The following is a 15,093-nucleotide window of genomic DNA, read 5'->3' as shown; positions in this document are numbered from 1 at the left end:
GAGCATAAGCCGCAATGGCGTAATTTCAATTTTCTGCCAATTATGGTGTCGATTCTATTTATGAGATCCACAACCTCATTGGTTTGTGGGTATATACTTACTAATCGATAATTTTATTACTGCGCAATTAGATCATCCTAAGCCGCAATCTTTTGGCCTAAGTTGGAACTCTTCAATCGATCCAATTTCTTGCCCTAAGTGGATGCGCGGAGCGTCCGAATGCGATTGCCCTTGAGAGTGCATGACCAATCGGTTTGCCGTGCGAGGTTTCAACTCATTAACGACAAAGCGAATCATGTCTGCTCGGGTCAATTTCTTCAGTTCAGCAAGTACCTTGTCACGTTGGTTAAACTCGGTGTCTTTGTTTCCTATTGCAACCCAAAGACGCTGAGCACGACCTCGCAGTGTGGTGTCCGGCGTCGCTATTTGATTCCACAAGCCGCGCTTACTGCTATGCCATTGGTAATCGTTCAGTTCTAACAGCACCATATAAAAGGCATTTAAGAACTCATCGATTGAGGTAACCAGCTCGGCAGGCGCTGCATTGGGTGACTGCACATAAAGCACAATACCTGGATGACGGTTAAGTGGCATATTGCCAGTGCCCACCATGTAACCTAATTGCTGTTTTGTGCGGATCTCGTGGAAAAATGTTGCCGACATGAGATGGTTCGCCAATGAGTATAGAGCAATGCTACGAGGCTCAATATCCTCACACTGGTGGTAAATAACGACCGCCGAATCTTGCTGGTTGCAATGTACTTCACGTTGAAAACTGCCGTTTTTTCCCAGCATGATGAGTGGGCGGAGCGCCTCTTCATAACGCTGCTCTTTTACTCTTAGGGCATCCTTTAAGGTCGTCGCCATGTCATGCGCTTGTTGACGCTGCCAATCTCCGTAAACAAACATTTCAACGTGCAGCTCTGCAAGAATTGATTCTACGAATACTGAGAGTTCATCGACTTCGATTTCTTCTAGCGCTTCGACTAAGGTTGCGAAAGGCGGGTTATTGGGTTGAAGTAGCCCTGTAAGTGCGTTAAACAGCTGCGAAATAGGACGATCTTGTGAAGCATTTCTCCAGTTACGTAACAGTTGCTGCTTGATGGTTTCAAAGCGTGCAGGGCTGAAATCTCGAGAAGCAAAACGGTGCAGGATCATTTCCAACAATTGAGGCAGTTTTTGGCTGAACCCTGAGAGGGTTAAGGTAACCCCGCCTTGGTGAGCGTACATGTTGTAACCCATCCCTGCGATTTCAGCTTGATAGGTTTCTTTTGCTAGCGAGTCGAGGAACATCTCGACACATAGGCGAGTTTTGACAATGTTCTTCGGCGATGCAACAGCATGAGAGCTGTCGATAGCGACATATACAACGCCTTTTGGCACGCGAAATTCATCATCTTGTAAATGCCAAAGTCGGAAGCCTTCGAGATCTTCAATTAACTCTGGTAGTGAACCACCATTTTCGAACGGCATGGGATCGAGATCGTAGCAAATATAAGGGTTCTTTTCTGGTAAGACGAACTGCCAGCTTGGATCGATTTGTTGATAGAAGCGGCGTTGCTCATCACTAAAAGGCGTGACGGAATACGGAGTAAAGTACCATTCGGCAGTACGATTGTATTCCAGTCCTTTTGCAATCAGGGTTACGCGGACATTATCGATGGTTAAGTATTGCAGCAACGAACGCTGCAGTTGTTCATCATAGCCCGCCATTTTGTAGTCGCCATAAATGGTATCGTCTGGCTGATAATGCTGCATATTGATAACAAGATGGCTAACCAAATCCATTGGTCGAGATGGTTCCTGGAAACGAAACGCCGACTCAAGCACCGCTTGTTTTTCGAGATAGCGCCATTCATCTAGCCCGTCTTGTTTGATCATCGAGAGGTATTGAAAAACCGCTTGGATGATGTTGTCAACGTGGTTGAGACCCAGCGGGGTGAGTGTGCAGCTAACCGTAAAATCTCGATAGTTGCTACCACTAGCGCCGCCTCCTGCAGAAAGTGACGTAATCCAGCCTTCATTTTTTAGCTGGAGCATTAAGCTGCCTTCGCCTTCATAGCCGAGTAAATGCGCGAAGTAAGAGAGTGGTTTAACGCCGTAGTGCTTATCCATTCCCGGCATTGGGAAGGTGAGAATGAGTTTTCGAAATTCTTTGATTGGTTCAACTTGAACTAAAATTCCGGTACTTTCTTTGGTGCTAATGGGGACATCAATCGATTTTCCACGAAGGTGGTGGTTTGGGATATTGGCAAACATGGCTTCTACCCACGCTTGCTGAGCATCTAGCGACTGCGGCCCAAAGAGCGTCAACGTCATGAGATCGGCAGAGTATTGAGAGTGGTGAAACTCGACAATTTCGTCGCGGATGGATTTACCATCTCGGTCACCTAATGTATCTAGGTTGCCGACTGAGAACTTAGAGAAAGGGTGATCTGGATTGATGACTTCTTTGTTGACTTGATACAGGCGGCGAGAATCGTCATTAAGTTTGAGTTTGTATTCGGAGTCGACAGCCTGGCGTTCTTTGTCTAAAGCTTCTTCGTTAAACAATGGTGCGGTAAAAAATTGGCTAAATCGATCTAAGGCATTTTCAAAGGCATTCGGAGTAACATCAAAAAAGAAACAAGTGTGCTCAGTACCCGTCCAAGCGTTATTTGTTCCTCCATGCTGGCTAATATAACTTTGAAACTCGCCCACTTTAGGGTATTTTTCCGTACCCAAAAAAAGCATATGTTCTAAATAGTGTGCCAGACCTTGGCGATCGTTTGGGTCGTCGAAGTGTCCAACGTTCACTGCTAGAGCAGCTGCTGACTGTTGAGCTGTCTCGGAATGAATCAGCAGTACACGCAGATCATTGCTCAAGGTAATGTAGCGGTATTGATTTGAATCGTTAGGACTTAGATGCACGATGCGTCTCCAGATTTCGCATTACAGTAATTATGAACCCCTAGCTAGGGGGCGCAAAGTTTGCGTTTCGACAAATACTGCTTGCCGTATTTTTGTTATTCGTAGACTTCTGCACAGGCCCATCGCGTTTGCGTATGGGGAAGAACTGTTTGAATGAATGCCCTGAACTCATAGCACAGTTAAATACTGTGATGAACTGAGTACATTCTTTTTAATAGATTGTTAAGAAAGTCGCTATCTTTAGCAAGCGAATTGGTATAATGAACAGATAATTATATCAGTATTTTTGTTTCGTCATTATTAAAGTTAGCCCCGTCTATCTAATAAAGATAGCAGTCAACCTTTTGGTAGCGTTAGCTATCCCTAGGAAATAACATGAAAATATTCATCATGCGTCACGGCGAAGCCGAGCATTTTGCAGATTCAGACGCAGCACGACAATTGACTCCAAGAGGCAGAGTCGAATCAGAAGCGGTTGCGAGAGCCTGTAAAGAACAAGGTTTTGCGCAATTCGATAAAGTGTTGGTGAGTCCGTACATTAGAGCTCAACAAACTTGGCAAGAGATCAGCGAGTATTTTGCTGCAAAAAGCATCGAAACTTGTGAAGATATTACACCTTACGGTCAATCTGAGCATGTATTTGATTTTGCAAGTGCATTGATTGAAGTGGAAAAACTAGACTCGCTTCTGCTTGTCTCTCACTTGCCTTTGGTTGGTTATCTCACTTCAGAGTTTGTAAAAGACATGGCACCACCGATGTTTCCTACATCAGGTCTAGTGTGTATTGAATACGATCTACAAACGCAAAACGGTGAAGTGCTGTGGCATATTACGCCATAAGCGTCGAAACCAAATAAGCATTTAAACATTAGATATAGAATGAAGAAAGGCAGGAAATTTCCTGCCTTTTTGTTTAATTGCTTCTACAGTGAGCTAGTTACTTTTCTGGAATCGAGAGCAAAACTAACAACGCACCATCACCGCCGAATTCTAGCGGCGCTTGGTGGAAAGCCATTACATCTGGGTGTTGTGCTAACCAAAGTGGCGCTTTCTGTTTCAGGATGTGTTTACCAATGCCATGTTGCACACACGCACAGTGAATCTCGTTTTTGACGCAGTAGGCGATCATCGCACCAAGTTCGCGCTTAGCTTCTTGTTGTGTCATGCCGTGCATATCGAGGAATACGTCCGGTACATACACGCCGCGACGTAGACGTTTAACTTCATAAGTGGAGATGTCGTCACGTGCATAACGAGTTGGGCCTTCTTCATTTAAGAGAGGGACAAACTCGTCGGAGAAGTAAAACTCAGAATCACTCGCTTCACGGTTGGAGCGCTTGATTTCTTTTTGCTTAGTATTTTTTTTTGGTTGCTGGATTATGGTATCCTGTCGCAACTTTTTTACGCCCTGTACTGCTTCCTGAAACAAGGCGAAATCGTCATCGTGTTCGGTGTCTTTTTTGCTCATTAGGTAAACAATTTCATTAATAAACTTTTATTGGCAGTATTGTAGCGCTTTTCGGAGGCAATTTTGGATAAGATTTTTGTAGAAGAAGCGGTATCGGAGCTGCATACCCTTCAAGATATGATTCGTTGGACGGTAAGCCGCTTTAACGCAGCGAACCTGTTTTACGGTCATGGTACTGATAATGCGTGGGATGAAGCGGTTCAGCTTATCCTGCCAACCTTATACTTGCCGATTGATGTGCCTCCGCACGTATTAAACTCTCGCCTAACGACCAGCGAGCGTCTGCGTATTGTTGAGCGTGTAGTAAAACGTATCAATGAACGTACACCAACTGCATATCTAACCAACAAAGCTTGGTTCTGCGGTCTTGAATTCTTCGTTGATGAGCGTGTACTCGTGCCACGTTCTCCAATCGGTGAGTTGATTCAAGCAGAATTCCAACCTTGGTTGGTGGAAGAGCCTGCGCGCATCATGGACCTATGCACAGGCAGCGGCTGTATCGCAATTGCATGTGCTCACGCGTTCCCTGAAGCTGAAGTGGATGCGATTGATATCTCAACGGACGCACTACAAGTCGCGGAGCAAAACGTACAAGATCACGGCATGGAGCAGCAAGTATTCCCAATTCGCTCTGACTTGTTCCGCGACCTACCAAAAGAGAAGTACAACCTGATCGTGTCTAACCCACCATATGTGGATGAAGAAGACATGAACAGCCTGCCAGACGAGTTCACACACGAACCTGAGCTTGGTTTAGCAGCCGGTACGGATGGCCTAAAACTTGTGCGTCGTATTCTTGCAAACGCACCAGACTACCTAACAGATAACGGCATTCTTATCTGTGAAGTTGGCAACTCAATGATTCATATGATGGAACAGTACCCAGAGATTCCGTTCACTTGGATTGAGTTTGAGAACGGCGGTCACGGCGTATTCATGCTAACGCGTGACCAGCTGGTTGAGTGTGCCGAAGACTTCAAACTGTACAAAGACTAATAGGGTCTTCCACTAAATGTCAAAACACCGAGCTTTATGCTCGGTGTTTTTTTATGCATAACTCGCCGATATTAACTCTTTACATCAAAACGTAATAAAGCCACTATGAATCCACGAAGAATTGGAAAGCAGTTGCGCTCTGGTTTGAGAGGGCGTAGCGATAAAAACTTGAGGAAGTAATGGCAGGAAACAGTATCGGACAACATTTCCGAGTGACGACATTCGGGGAAAGTCACGGTATCGCACTGGGATGTATCGTAGACGGATGTCCTCCGGGGTTAGAAATTACAGAAGCAGATCTGCAAATCGATCTCGACCGCCGTCGTCCAGGCACATCACGTTACACCACACAACGTCGTGAACCGGATGAAGTTAAAATTCTTTCTGGTGTTTTTGAAGGCAAAACCACAGGGACATCGATCGGTTTGCTAATTGAAAACACCGATCAGCGCTCAAAAGATTACTCGGACATCAAAGATAAATTCCGTCCGGGTCATGCTGATTATACTTACCACCAAAAGTATGGCATCCGTGACTATCGAGGTGGCGGCCGCTCGTCTGCTCGTGAAACCGCAATGCGTGTGGCGGCGGGTGCAATCGCGAAGAAATACTTGAAAGATGAGTTTGGTGTTGAGATTCGCGCGTACTTGTCACAAATGGGTGATGTTTCTATCGACAAGGTAGATTGGAACGAAATCGAAAACAACGCGTTCTTTTGCCCAGATGTGGACAAAGTAGAAGCGTTTGACCAACTTATCCGTGACCTGAAAAAAGAAGGCGACTCAATTGGCGCGAAAATTCAGGTTGTGGCAACTAACGTGCCTGTTGGTCTTGGTGAACCTGTATTTGACCGTCTGGATGCCGACATTGCGCACGCGCTAATGAGCATTAATGCGGTGAAAGGCGTTGAGATTGGTGATGGCTTTGATGTGGTAAACCAAAAAGGCAGTCAACATCGTGATACGCTTGCTCCTGAAGGTTTTGGCAGCAATCACGCGGGCGGTATTCTTGGCGGTATCTCAACTGGTCAAGACATTGTGGCTAACATTGCGCTTAAGCCAACATCAAGCATCACAGTTCCGGGTGAGACCATCACAAAAGAAGGTGAGCCAACTCAATTGATCACCAAAGGCCGTCATGATCCTTGTGTGGGTATTCGTGCCGTACCAATTGCTGAAGCGATGCTAGCGATTGTGGTGATGGATCATTTGCTGCGTCATCGTGGTCAGAACCATGGCGTAACAACTGAAACACCGAAGATTTAAGCTTAAAAATAAGCTTGATAAAGAGACAAAAGGCTGCTCAATGGGCAGCCTTTTTAATGTGTTTTCATTACGCGTTTAGATAAGTTAATGGAGTGAGCCTTCCGTTTCCAAATTGAAAGAAGGGAGACGCCACTTAAAACGTACCGCAGCCATACGCAGCATATAACCGGTGATCAGCGTAATGATAGTGGCTGTTACATCGGGAATATTAAATTCTAATAGCGCTAAGTACATTCCTGATGCGATAAGAGCGACAGAAGCGTAAAGTTCTTCATGCAGTACCAACGGTGTTTGGCGACAGATTAAGTCGCGGAGTAGACCACCGAATACACCCGTTACTAGCGCTGAAACCATACAAATTCCAGGGTGTAAGCCCATGCCCATCGCAATCTTAGTTCCGATGATGCTAAACACGATCAAACCTAACGCATCAAGGCGGATGAATAGACCTTTTAGCTTAATCACCCATTTCGCTAAGCCTGTGGTAAGTACACCCGCAACACACGTGATTGCTAGGAACTCTGGGTTTTTTACCCAACCAAGAGGGTAGTGCCCCAGTAAAATGTCACGTACGGTGCCACCACCAATGGCCGTTGCACTGGCCACCAACATAACACCAAACCAGTCCATTTTTCTTCTACCAGCACTCAACGCACCTGTCATGGCTTCAGCCGTGATACCAATGATATACAACACACTTAGCAACATAGGGAGACACTCAACGTAAAAAGTTACTACGTTCTACATGAATCATCGTAGGCGCAGCAACAATACTTACAAAAGGTTTTATCATTCTTAAAAAGTGATTAAAACCAGCAACATGCCTGTAATCAAACCGCTTAAAAAACAGCAGTTTGAGCAGCATCAAAATAAGGCGAGAGTGTAGTAGCAAATGAGTACGCTGACGAATGAGAAATTATATGGAGAAAGCGATGTTCAGATAAATTCAACTAATAACCAAAACTGTGGGAGCATCTTTACCTAATAGATAAAAACAGCGACAATACCCAGCGCATGTCAAACTGAAGTACAAACTCGACGATGACCCACGAATACCAAGACCTTATCACCATTTTTAATGACACCTTTTTAGACCAATTTAATACGAAATTGGAGTTAGGTGGTGATGAGCCTATTTATCTTCCTGCTGATGATGAACATCCTCATCATCGGATTATTTTTGCTCGGGGTTTTTATGCCTCCGCATTACACGAAATCTCGCATTGGTGTGTGGCAGGGCCAGAGCGTCGTTTGCTGGAAGATTTTGGCTATTGGTATGAACCCGATGGGCGCACGGCAGAAGTTCAAGCGGAGTTTGAGAAAGTTGAAGTGCGTCCGCAAGCTTATGAATGGATTCTGGCACAAAGTGCTGGCTTCCCTTTTACGGTGAGTTGTGACAATCTACACGGCGATTTTGAACCAGATAGGCTCGGCTTTATGCAGAAAGTGCATAAAGAAGTGTTGGGTATTTTGGAAGCTGGCTTGCCTTTGCGAGTGAGAATGCTTTCGGATGCTCTGCGTGCGTTTTACCAAACCAAGCCGCTGGAAGCGTCAGACTTTTGCGTTAAATAACCTCAGAGATACACCATGATTATTGAATTTGAAGAAAAACTACTGGAACTGATTGATGCTCGAATTGAAACAGCATCTGACGATGAATTGTTTGCTGGTGGTTATCTACGTGGTCACATCTCTTTGTCTGCGGCATCTTGTGAAGAAGAAGGCATTAGCGATATTACTGAACTGAAGTCACGCATTGAGAGCAGTTTGGAAGACGCTCGTACCGAATTAAGCCCAGCTGATCGCGCGATCGTCAGTGACTTGTGGCAAGAACTGCAGGCTCAGGCTTAATCTCCGAACGTCGTTCTCCGTTTATTAGTCCAAGTCATTTACTACTTCGAAAAATTCGAACCTCTCCATAAAATTTTTGTGGTTGTAGCGAAACTGTTCAACTTTTATTCTGGTTAGCATAAAACGTGAACAAAGGATTACAACCATGAAAATTGTCGCATTTGGTGCTTCTACCAGCTCTACCTCAATCAATAAACTACTTGCTACTTACGCAGCAAACCAAGTCGAAGACGCTCAAGTGAACGTTTTAGACTTAAACAATTATCAAGTACCGATGTTTAGCGAAGACAAAGAGAAAGAAATTGGTCAAGCTGAAGGTGCTGTCGCATTTTTACGTGATTTGGCTGAGGCTGACGCTATTGTTGTTTCCTTCGCAGAGCATAACGGCTCATACCCAGCAGCGTATAAAAACCTGTTTGATTGGGCGACGCGCATTGAGCGCAACGTATTTCAAAACAAGCCGGTCGTTTACTTAGCAACTTCTCCTGGCCCGGGTGGCGCACAGAGCGTTCTTGCGGCGGCAACAGGTTCCGCGCAATTTTTCGGAGCAGATGTGAAAGCATCGCTATCTGTGCCGAGCTTCTACGAGAACTTTGACGTGGAGTCTGGTGAGGCGGTAAATCCGGAAGTAGCAGAGCAAGTGAAACAAGCAATTGCACAGCTGAAGTAATTTCAACACGAGTGACTTGATGAGTTAGCGATTCCCGACACATATTTGCGTCGGGAATGTAAACGAGAGAATACTCTTACAGCTCAGTAATGGCTTTGCCTTTTCTTAGTTTACGAACCCACATTCGACTTGGATGAAGTTCGGTCAATACATCAACAGGTAATGGCAGCGGGTCTCCACAGATTTGTGATGCCAACACTTCAGCTAACAATGGTGCAGAGCTCAGCCCACGAGATCCTAAACCTAAGAAGCAGAATAGGTTAGTGTACTGATAAACGGTTTCTACCTCTTCTGCTTTTTGATTTTGTAAGTTGGCGTATTGCGTTTTTATCGTCTCAAAGTCACCCACATTTCCGACAAATGGTAAGTGATCTCGGCTCACGCAGCGAATACCTTGGCGAGATCGATTGCCACTGATATCTACCTCTTTTGGCCATTCTTGATTCGGTACGCACTTAACTAGTTTTTCTGCGTTATCCTTCTGAGCGTTTTCATCAAATTCGTAGTCTAGGTGACTGCGATCGTAGCTCGCGCCTATACACAGGTGCTGATTGTTTGGGTTAACAGGCGTCATGTAGCCGTCGTAACACAATACCGTTTTCAATTGACTCAGAGTTTCGGTTGCCGGAGCATGACTGACTTGCCCTTTCACCTGTCCCATCGGCAGGGAAGCGGTTTGGCTCAATGTCTGGAACTCATGGCCATTCGCAATCACAACGGTTGAGTGCTCAAATGTTTGACCATTGACCGTTAGTGTCCAAAGCTGATGCTCTTCATCCCAATTTAATGATTCAACGTGATGTTCAAACTTCGTTGAGAGTAACGATGTCTGTTCTAATTGTTTGATTAACCCACGCGTTAGCTCGGCAGGGCACAACCACCCTCCCATTGGGTAGTGCACAGACGACATATCGATAGGTAATCCGATAGTATTCGCAGTTTCCTCGGAGGACAGTTTTTGAATCAATTCAGAAGGAAAATTACCCGCAAGCATCTTTTCCAGCTTATCAGCAGATTTTTCATCCCACATTAGCTGAGTTACACCACACCAATCGTGATCGAATGTAACTGACTCCGCAGCTTGTTCAATAAATTGTCTTGCAAACAAAAATGCAGGCGCAAACACACGCGAAACACCAGTATGAGGACCGTTCAACAATGGATACACGGCCCCTTGACGATTCCCCGACGCTCCTTCGGCTGGTTGAGTGTCTTTGCAGTAAAGCGTGACGTTTTGGCCACGACGAACCAACGTTTTTGCCAACGCTGCACTGGCAATACCACCTCCGATTATGGCAATCGAATCAAGATTGCTGGACGCCGTGCGATTGAACCACGGAAGGTGGTTCGACTGCTTTTCGCGTTGTTCCATCGAACCTGCGATCATTTCACGCTTGGTGCCAAAGCCTTTGACCTTTTTCATTGCAAAGCCTGCTTCGTTTAATCCTCGACGCACAAAGCCCGCTGCGGTAAAAGTGGCAACTGTACAGTCTTGCTTGGCTAACTTAGCCATGTTGTTGAACAGATTTTGGTTCCACATTTCTGGGTTTTTACTTGGCGCGAATCCATCTAAAAACCAAGCGTCAATCAAACCTTGTTCGTTGTATGGGACTTGCGGCATGCAGTCTTTGATGTCGCCAAACCAAAGGTCGAGTGTAATTGCGCCATCTTCAAGCACAATGCGGTGACACTCAGGTACGGCGGCAGGGTAGTGCTTTTGTAACTTTTCCGCGTACTCAGCTAGCTCAGGCCAAGCTTCATGCGCCTTCTTTAAATCCGCTTGGCTTAGCGGGTATTTTTCAAAGCTAATAAAATGCAGCTCTTTCAATGCTGCGTCTGGATGCTGACGACGAAACTCACTAAACCACTGGCATACTGCTAAGAAGTTTAATCCCGTGCCAAATCCTGTTTCACCAATGACAAAACGTCTTTGGTCAAATTCCTGCCATCTTTCTGGGAGATGATTTTGTTTTAAGAAAACGTAGCGTGTCTCTTCAAGACCGTTTACGTTAGAGAAGTAAACATCATCAAATTGGTCTGAAACCGGAGTACCAGCTTCGTTCCAACCAAGTTCTGCGTTTTTTATTGAAGTCATAATGGTGCAAATTTGTGATTTGGCGCGGTAAGAATGGGGCGATTGTACGAATTTATGGGAAAGCTGACCACTTTTGTTGACTATCTTAGTTATCATCTAGCGGATTTTTGAATTATAGGAATGTCATAATGAAACGAGTCGTAATCACCGGTATGGGTATTGTTTCAAGTATCGGTAACAACGTCGAAGAAGTTCTAGCGTCTCTTAAAGCGGGCAAATCTGGCATCACTGCATCTGAGCAGTTCAAAGAACACGGTCTTCGTTCGCAAGTATGGGGTGACCTAAAAATCAACCCGGCGGAACACATCGACCGTAAGCAGATGCGCTTTATGGGTGATGCGGCTGCTTATGCATACCTATCAATGGAGCAGGCAATCGCAGACGCTGGTCTTACAGAAGAACAGGTTTCAAACGATCGTACCGGTATCGTTGCGGGTTCTGGCGGTGCTTCTGCATACAACCAAACGGTAGCGACAGACACGATGCGCGCAAAAGGCGTAAAACGAGTTGGCCCTTACATGGTTCCTCGTACTATGTCTTCTACGGTTTCCGCTTGTCTTGCTACGCCATTTAAGATTCGTGGTGTGAACTACTCAATGAGCTCTGCATGTGCTACTTCTGCACACTGTATCGGTCACGCGATGGAGCTTATTCAACTTGGTAAACAAGACATTGTTTTTGCTGGTGGCGGTGAAGAGCTTGATTGGTCTCAAACCATGATGTTTGACGCTATGGGTGCGCTGTCAACGAAATACAATGACACTCCAGACAAAGCATCTCGTACGTATGATGCGGACCGTGATGGTTTCGTTATCTCTGGCGGTGGCGGCATGCTGGTTATCGAAGAGCTTGAGCACGCTCTAGCACGTGGCGCGAAAATCTACGGTGAGATCGTAGGTTACGGTGCGACTTCAGATGGCTACGACATGGTAGCACCATCAGGTGAAGGCGCGATCCGTTGTATGAAGATGGCGATGCAAGACGTTGACGGTGTGGATTACATCAACACGCACGGCACGTCGACACCAGTTGGTGACGTGAAAGAGCTTGGTGCGATCCAACAATTGTTTGGTGAGAACAGTCCAGCAATCTCTGCAACAAAAGCAATGACTGGTCACGCACTAGGCGCCGCTGGTGTGCACGAAGCGATTTACTCAACACTTATGCTAGACAAAAACTTCATTGCTCCAAGCATCAATATTGAAAACTTGGACGAAGCAGCTCAAGGTCTGGACATCGTGACAGAAGCACGTGATGCAGAGTTAACAACCGTAATGTCAAACAGCTTTGGCTTTGGCGGCACAAACGCAACTTTGGTTATTAAAAAGTACCAAGGTTAACTGAATTTGTTGGCGCGCCACGTGAGTGAGTACAGCGTCAACAATCCAGTTTCCAGAGCTTGATCAGTCACACTGATCGAACAGACGCAGACTCTATCCCATGGAGAGCGGGATAGGATCCTTTTGTTCTGGAACTTTGCCCGGCTATTTAGCCGGGCTTTTTCTTTTCTCAATTTCTGCTTTTTACATTGCTTCCCGTTAAACGATTTCTTTGGAACTAATCTCCTTGAGGTTTATTAGGGTTATTTCTTGAGATTTTTCGGGAAAAGGGCACAATCGCTTTAGTTTCGCATCTTGCGAATAAACGAACTCATACAAATGGATGTTAAAACGCTGGCGCTATGAAAATTATTGTTGATGAAAATATGCCGTACGCTGAAGAGCTATTCAGCCAACTCGGTAACGTAATTCTAAAACCAGGTCGTACACTGACGGCTGATGATTTAGTGGATGTTGATGCCCTAATGATTCGCTCAGTCACCAAAGTGAATGCTGACCTGATCAGCAAAGCAAACAAGCTGAAGTTTGTTGGTACGGCAACAGCAGGTATGGATCATGTTGACCAAGCACTTTTAAAAGAGAAAGGCATTTTCTTCACTGCGGCGCCAGGGTGTAACAAAGTGGGGGTGGCGGAATACGCGTTCAGCGTGATGATGGTGCTCGCTCAGCAACAAGGCTTCTCGGTATTTGACAAGACGGTAGGTATTATTGGTGCAGGCCAAGTAGGTAGCTACCTAGAGAAATGTTTGAAAGGCATGGGGATTAAAGTTCTCATCAATGACCCATTCAAACAAGAGGCTGGTGATCCTCGTAGCTTTACTCCGTTGACAGAACTGATTGAAAGCTCAGACATCATTACACTACATACGCCAATCACCAAAGATGGCCCATATCCAACTCATCACTTAATTGATGAAACGGTTTTAAACTCGCTTCGTAGTGATCAGATTTTGATTAACGCTGCGCGAGGTCCAATCGTTGATAACGAGGCATTGAAGCAACGCCTTTTGAAAAACGATGGTTTTACAGCGGCACTCGACGTATTTGAATTTGAACCAGAGGTTGATATGGAGCTTCTGCCTCTGCTAGCATTCGCAACCCCTCACGTTGCAGGCTACGGCTTGGAAGGGAAAGCTCGCGGTACGACGATGATTTTCAACAGCTACTGTGAGTTCTTAAATAACGAATTACGTGCGCATGCCAGCGATTTACTGCCAACCGCGCCTGTTCCTACTATGGTATTGGACAGAGCTTGGGATGAAGCAACACTGCATAACATCACGCAGTTAATCTATGATGTGCGTAGAGATGACGCTCTTTTCCGTCGTGAGATCAGTAAGCCAGGTGCTTTTGACCTGATGCGTAAAAACTACTGGGATCGCCGTGAATACAGCGCTGTCACGCTAGTGGGTAACAAAACATGTAACCTTGCTCCATTAGCAGAACTAGGTTTTCAGATTGAGGTAAGTCAATGAGCCAGCAATATAATGTTGCCATTTTAGGTGCGACCGGTGCGGTCGGTGAAACAATTTTAGAAGTGCTTCAAGAACGTAAATTCCCAGTGGGTGACATTCACTTATTGGCAAGTGAGCGTAGCGAAGGCAAGACTTATCGCTTTAATGGCAAAACGGTTCGTGTACAGAACGTTGAAGAGTTTGATTGGTCTCAAGCTCATATTGCGTTGTTCTCTGCTGGTGGTGAGCTATCTGAAAAATGGGCGCCAATCGCGGCAGATGAAGGTGTTATCGTTATCGACAACACTTCACACTTCCGTTACGAGTACGACATTCCTCTTGTTGTGCCAGAAGTAAACCCAGAAGCGATTGCAGAGTTTCGTAACCGTAACATTATTGCGAACCCAAACTGTTCGACCATTCAAATGCTGGTGGCACTAAAACCAATTCACGATGCAGTGGGTATTGAGCGTATTAACGTATCTACATACCAATCCGTATCTGGTGCGGGTAAAGCGGGCATTGACGAACTAGCAGGTCAAACGGCTAAGCTTCTAAACGGTCTGCCAGCGGATAAGAAGCAATTCTCTCAACAGATTGCGTTTAACTGTATTCCGCAAATCGATCAGATGATGGAAAATGGCTACACCAAAGAAGAAATGAAAATGGTGTGGGAAACACAGAAGATCTTTAACGATCCATCAATCACAGTAAACCCAACGTGTGTGCGTGTGCCGGTATTCTATGGTCATGCTGAAGCGCTTCACATTGAGACTCGCTCTCCAATCGATGCACAAGAAGTTGTTAACTTGCTTGAGCAAACAGAAGGCATTGAAGTCTTCCACGGTGATGACTTCCCGACACAAGTGCGTGATGCGGGCGGTAAAGATCATGTTATGGTTGGTCGAATCCGCAACGATATCAGCCACCACAGTGGTGTAAACTTGTGGGTTGTGGCGGATAACGTGCGTAAAGGCGCAGCAACTAACGCGGTACAAATCGCTGAAGTTCTGATCCGCGATTACTACTAAGTCACTTACCCGT

General features: G+C 45.6%; 13 protein-coding genes. 9 read left to right on the top strand and 4 right to left on the bottom strand.

Annotation, left to right across the window (positions count from 1 at the left end):
- Nucleotides 1-132 precede the first annotated feature (132 nt).
- On the bottom strand, nucleotides 133-2,910 hold the full coding sequence (locus J8Z23_RS11525) for an insulinase family protein (protein WP_434633602.1): 2,778 nt from the start codon (nucleotides 2,908-2,910) through the stop codon (nucleotides 133-135).
- 375 nt (nucleotides 2,911-3,285) lie between these two features.
- Here J8Z23_RS11525 and sixA point away from each other — a divergent pair, with 375 nt between their 5' ends.
- Complete coding sequence (gene sixA, locus J8Z23_RS11520; RefSeq protein ID WP_005397904.1) at nucleotides 3,286-3,750, top strand: phosphohistidine phosphatase SixA; 465 nt, start codon at nucleotides 3,286-3,288, stop codon at nucleotides 3,748-3,750.
- 97 nt (nucleotides 3,751-3,847) lie between these two features.
- On the opposite strand, the gene smrB is transcribed toward sixA, so the two are convergent.
- Entirely contained in the window at nucleotides 3,848-4,378 is a 531-nt protein-coding gene (gene smrB / locus J8Z23_RS11515) for an endonuclease SmrB (protein WP_434633600.1), read from the bottom strand.
- Between the two features lie 63 nt (nucleotides 4,379-4,441).
- On the opposite strand from smrB, the gene prmB reads away from it, so the two are divergent.
- Nucleotides 4,442-5,374 carry a 50S ribosomal protein L3 N(5)-glutamine methyltransferase gene (prmB, locus tag J8Z23_RS11510; RefSeq protein WP_434633598.1) on the top strand — a complete coding sequence of 311 codons (933 nt, stop codon included), beginning with the start codon at nucleotides 4,442-4,444 and terminating at the stop codon, nucleotides 5,372-5,374.
- Between the two features lie 179 nt (nucleotides 5,375-5,553).
- Nucleotides 5,554-6,639 (top strand): chorismate synthase, encoded by a 1,086-nt coding sequence (gene aroC, locus J8Z23_RS11505; RefSeq protein WP_005397911.1) that lies wholly within the window; start codon nucleotides 5,554-5,556, stop codon nucleotides 6,637-6,639.
- An 84-nt stretch (nucleotides 6,640-6,723) separates the two neighbouring features.
- Here aroC and J8Z23_RS11500 read toward each other — a convergent pair whose 3' ends face one another.
- Nucleotides 6,724-7,347: a trimeric intracellular cation channel family protein gene (locus J8Z23_RS11500; protein ID WP_005397913.1), complete on the bottom strand. Its 624-nt coding sequence runs from the start codon at nucleotides 7,345-7,347 to the stop codon at nucleotides 6,724-6,726.
- Between the two features lie 333 nt (nucleotides 7,348-7,680).
- Between J8Z23_RS11500 and J8Z23_RS11495 the strand changes: the two genes are divergently transcribed.
- The 3 genes from J8Z23_RS11495 to J8Z23_RS11485 all read left to right on the top strand — a co-directional run bounded on the left by J8Z23_RS11495 (nucleotide 7,681) and on the right by J8Z23_RS11485 (nucleotide 9,160).
- On the top strand, nucleotides 7,681-8,211 hold the full coding sequence (locus J8Z23_RS11495; RefSeq protein ID WP_005397924.1) for an elongation factor P hydroxylase: 531 nt from the start codon (nucleotides 7,681-7,683) through the stop codon (nucleotides 8,209-8,211).
- Nucleotides 8,212-8,226: 15 nt separating this feature from the next.
- A complete protein-coding gene (locus J8Z23_RS11490) occupies nucleotides 8,227-8,490 on the top strand; it encodes a YfcL family protein (RefSeq protein ID WP_005397926.1) in 264 nt (87 codons plus the stop codon).
- A gap of 145 nt (nucleotides 8,491-8,635) precedes the next feature.
- The gene (locus tag J8Z23_RS11485; protein ID WP_053808780.1) at nucleotides 8,636-9,160 is read left to right on the top strand and encodes an NADPH-dependent FMN reductase; all 525 of its coding nucleotides are present in this window, start codon (nucleotides 8,636-8,638) and stop codon (nucleotides 9,158-9,160) included.
- A gap of 76 nt (nucleotides 9,161-9,236) precedes the next feature.
- On the opposite strand, the gene mnmC is transcribed toward J8Z23_RS11485, so the two are convergent.
- Nucleotides 9,237-11,255 carry a bifunctional tRNA (5-methylaminomethyl-2-thiouridine)(34)-methyltransferase MnmD/FAD-dependent 5-carboxymethylaminomethyl-2-thiouridine(34) oxidoreductase MnmC gene (gene mnmC, locus J8Z23_RS11480; RefSeq protein ID WP_301659712.1) on the bottom strand — a complete coding sequence of 673 codons (2,019 nt, stop codon included), beginning with the start codon at nucleotides 11,253-11,255 and terminating at the stop codon, nucleotides 9,237-9,239.
- Between the two features lie 128 nt (nucleotides 11,256-11,383).
- Here mnmC and fabB point away from each other — a divergent pair, with 128 nt between their 5' ends.
- The 3 genes from fabB (at nucleotide 11,384) to J8Z23_RS11465 (ending at nucleotide 15,080) form a co-directional block, all read left to right on the top strand.
- Nucleotides 11,384-12,595, top strand: coding sequence for a beta-ketoacyl-ACP synthase I (fabB, locus tag J8Z23_RS11475; RefSeq protein ID WP_170902886.1), 1,212 nt, complete (start codon nucleotides 11,384-11,386; stop codon nucleotides 12,593-12,595).
- A gap of 341 nt (nucleotides 12,596-12,936) precedes the next feature.
- Nucleotides 12,937-14,070 (top strand): 4-phosphoerythronate dehydrogenase, encoded by a 1,134-nt coding sequence (locus J8Z23_RS11470; RefSeq protein ID WP_104970073.1) that lies wholly within the window; start codon nucleotides 12,937-12,939, stop codon nucleotides 14,068-14,070.
- Nucleotides 14,067-15,080: an aspartate-semialdehyde dehydrogenase gene (locus tag J8Z23_RS11465; protein ID WP_006741728.1), complete on the top strand. Its 1,014-nt coding sequence runs from the start codon at nucleotides 14,067-14,069 to the stop codon at nucleotides 15,078-15,080. The genes J8Z23_RS11470 and J8Z23_RS11465 overlap by 4 nt, the downstream gene beginning before the upstream one ends.
- The last annotated feature ends 13 nt before the right edge of the window (nucleotides 15,081-15,093 follow it).

Source organism: Vibrio sp. SCSIO 43086 (genome assembly GCF_051132235.1).
GTDB classification, from domain to species: Bacteria; Pseudomonadota; Gammaproteobacteria; order Enterobacterales; family Vibrionaceae; genus Vibrio; species Vibrio diabolicus.
This window is presented reverse-complemented; position numbering and strand designations above follow the sequence as displayed.

Coding starts and splice junctions, on each gene's coding strand:
- J8Z23_RS11500 (WP_005397913.1), bottom strand. CDS start 7,347: ATGTTGCTAAGTGTGTTGTATATCATTGGTATCACGGCTGAAGCCATG.
- fabB (WP_170902886.1), top strand. CDS start 11,384: ATGAAACGAGTCGTAATCACCGGTATGGGTATTGTTTCAAGTATCGGT.
- sixA (WP_005397904.1), top strand. CDS start 3,286: ATGAAAATATTCATCATGCGTCACGGCGAAGCCGAGCATTTTGCAGAT.
- mnmC (WP_301659712.1), bottom strand. CDS start 11,255: ATGACTTCAATAAAAAACGCAGAACTTGGTTGGAACGAAGCTGGTACT.
- J8Z23_RS11495 (WP_005397924.1), top strand. CDS start 7,681: ATGACCCACGAATACCAAGACCTTATCACCATTTTTAATGACACCTTT.
- J8Z23_RS11490 (WP_005397926.1), top strand. CDS start 8,227: ATGATTATTGAATTTGAAGAAAAACTACTGGAACTGATTGATGCTCGA.
- smrB (WP_434633600.1), bottom strand. CDS start 4,378: ATGAGCAAAAAAGACACCGAACACGATGACGATTTCGCCTTGTTTCAG.
- J8Z23_RS11465 (WP_006741728.1), top strand. CDS start 14,067: ATGAGCCAGCAATATAATGTTGCCATTTTAGGTGCGACCGGTGCGGTC.
- aroC (WP_005397911.1), top strand. CDS start 5,554: ATGGCAGGAAACAGTATCGGACAACATTTCCGAGTGACGACATTCGGG.
- J8Z23_RS11485 (WP_053808780.1), top strand. CDS start 8,636: ATGAAAATTGTCGCATTTGGTGCTTCTACCAGCTCTACCTCAATCAAT.
- J8Z23_RS11470 (WP_104970073.1), top strand. CDS start 12,937: ATGAAAATTATTGTTGATGAAAATATGCCGTACGCTGAAGAGCTATTC.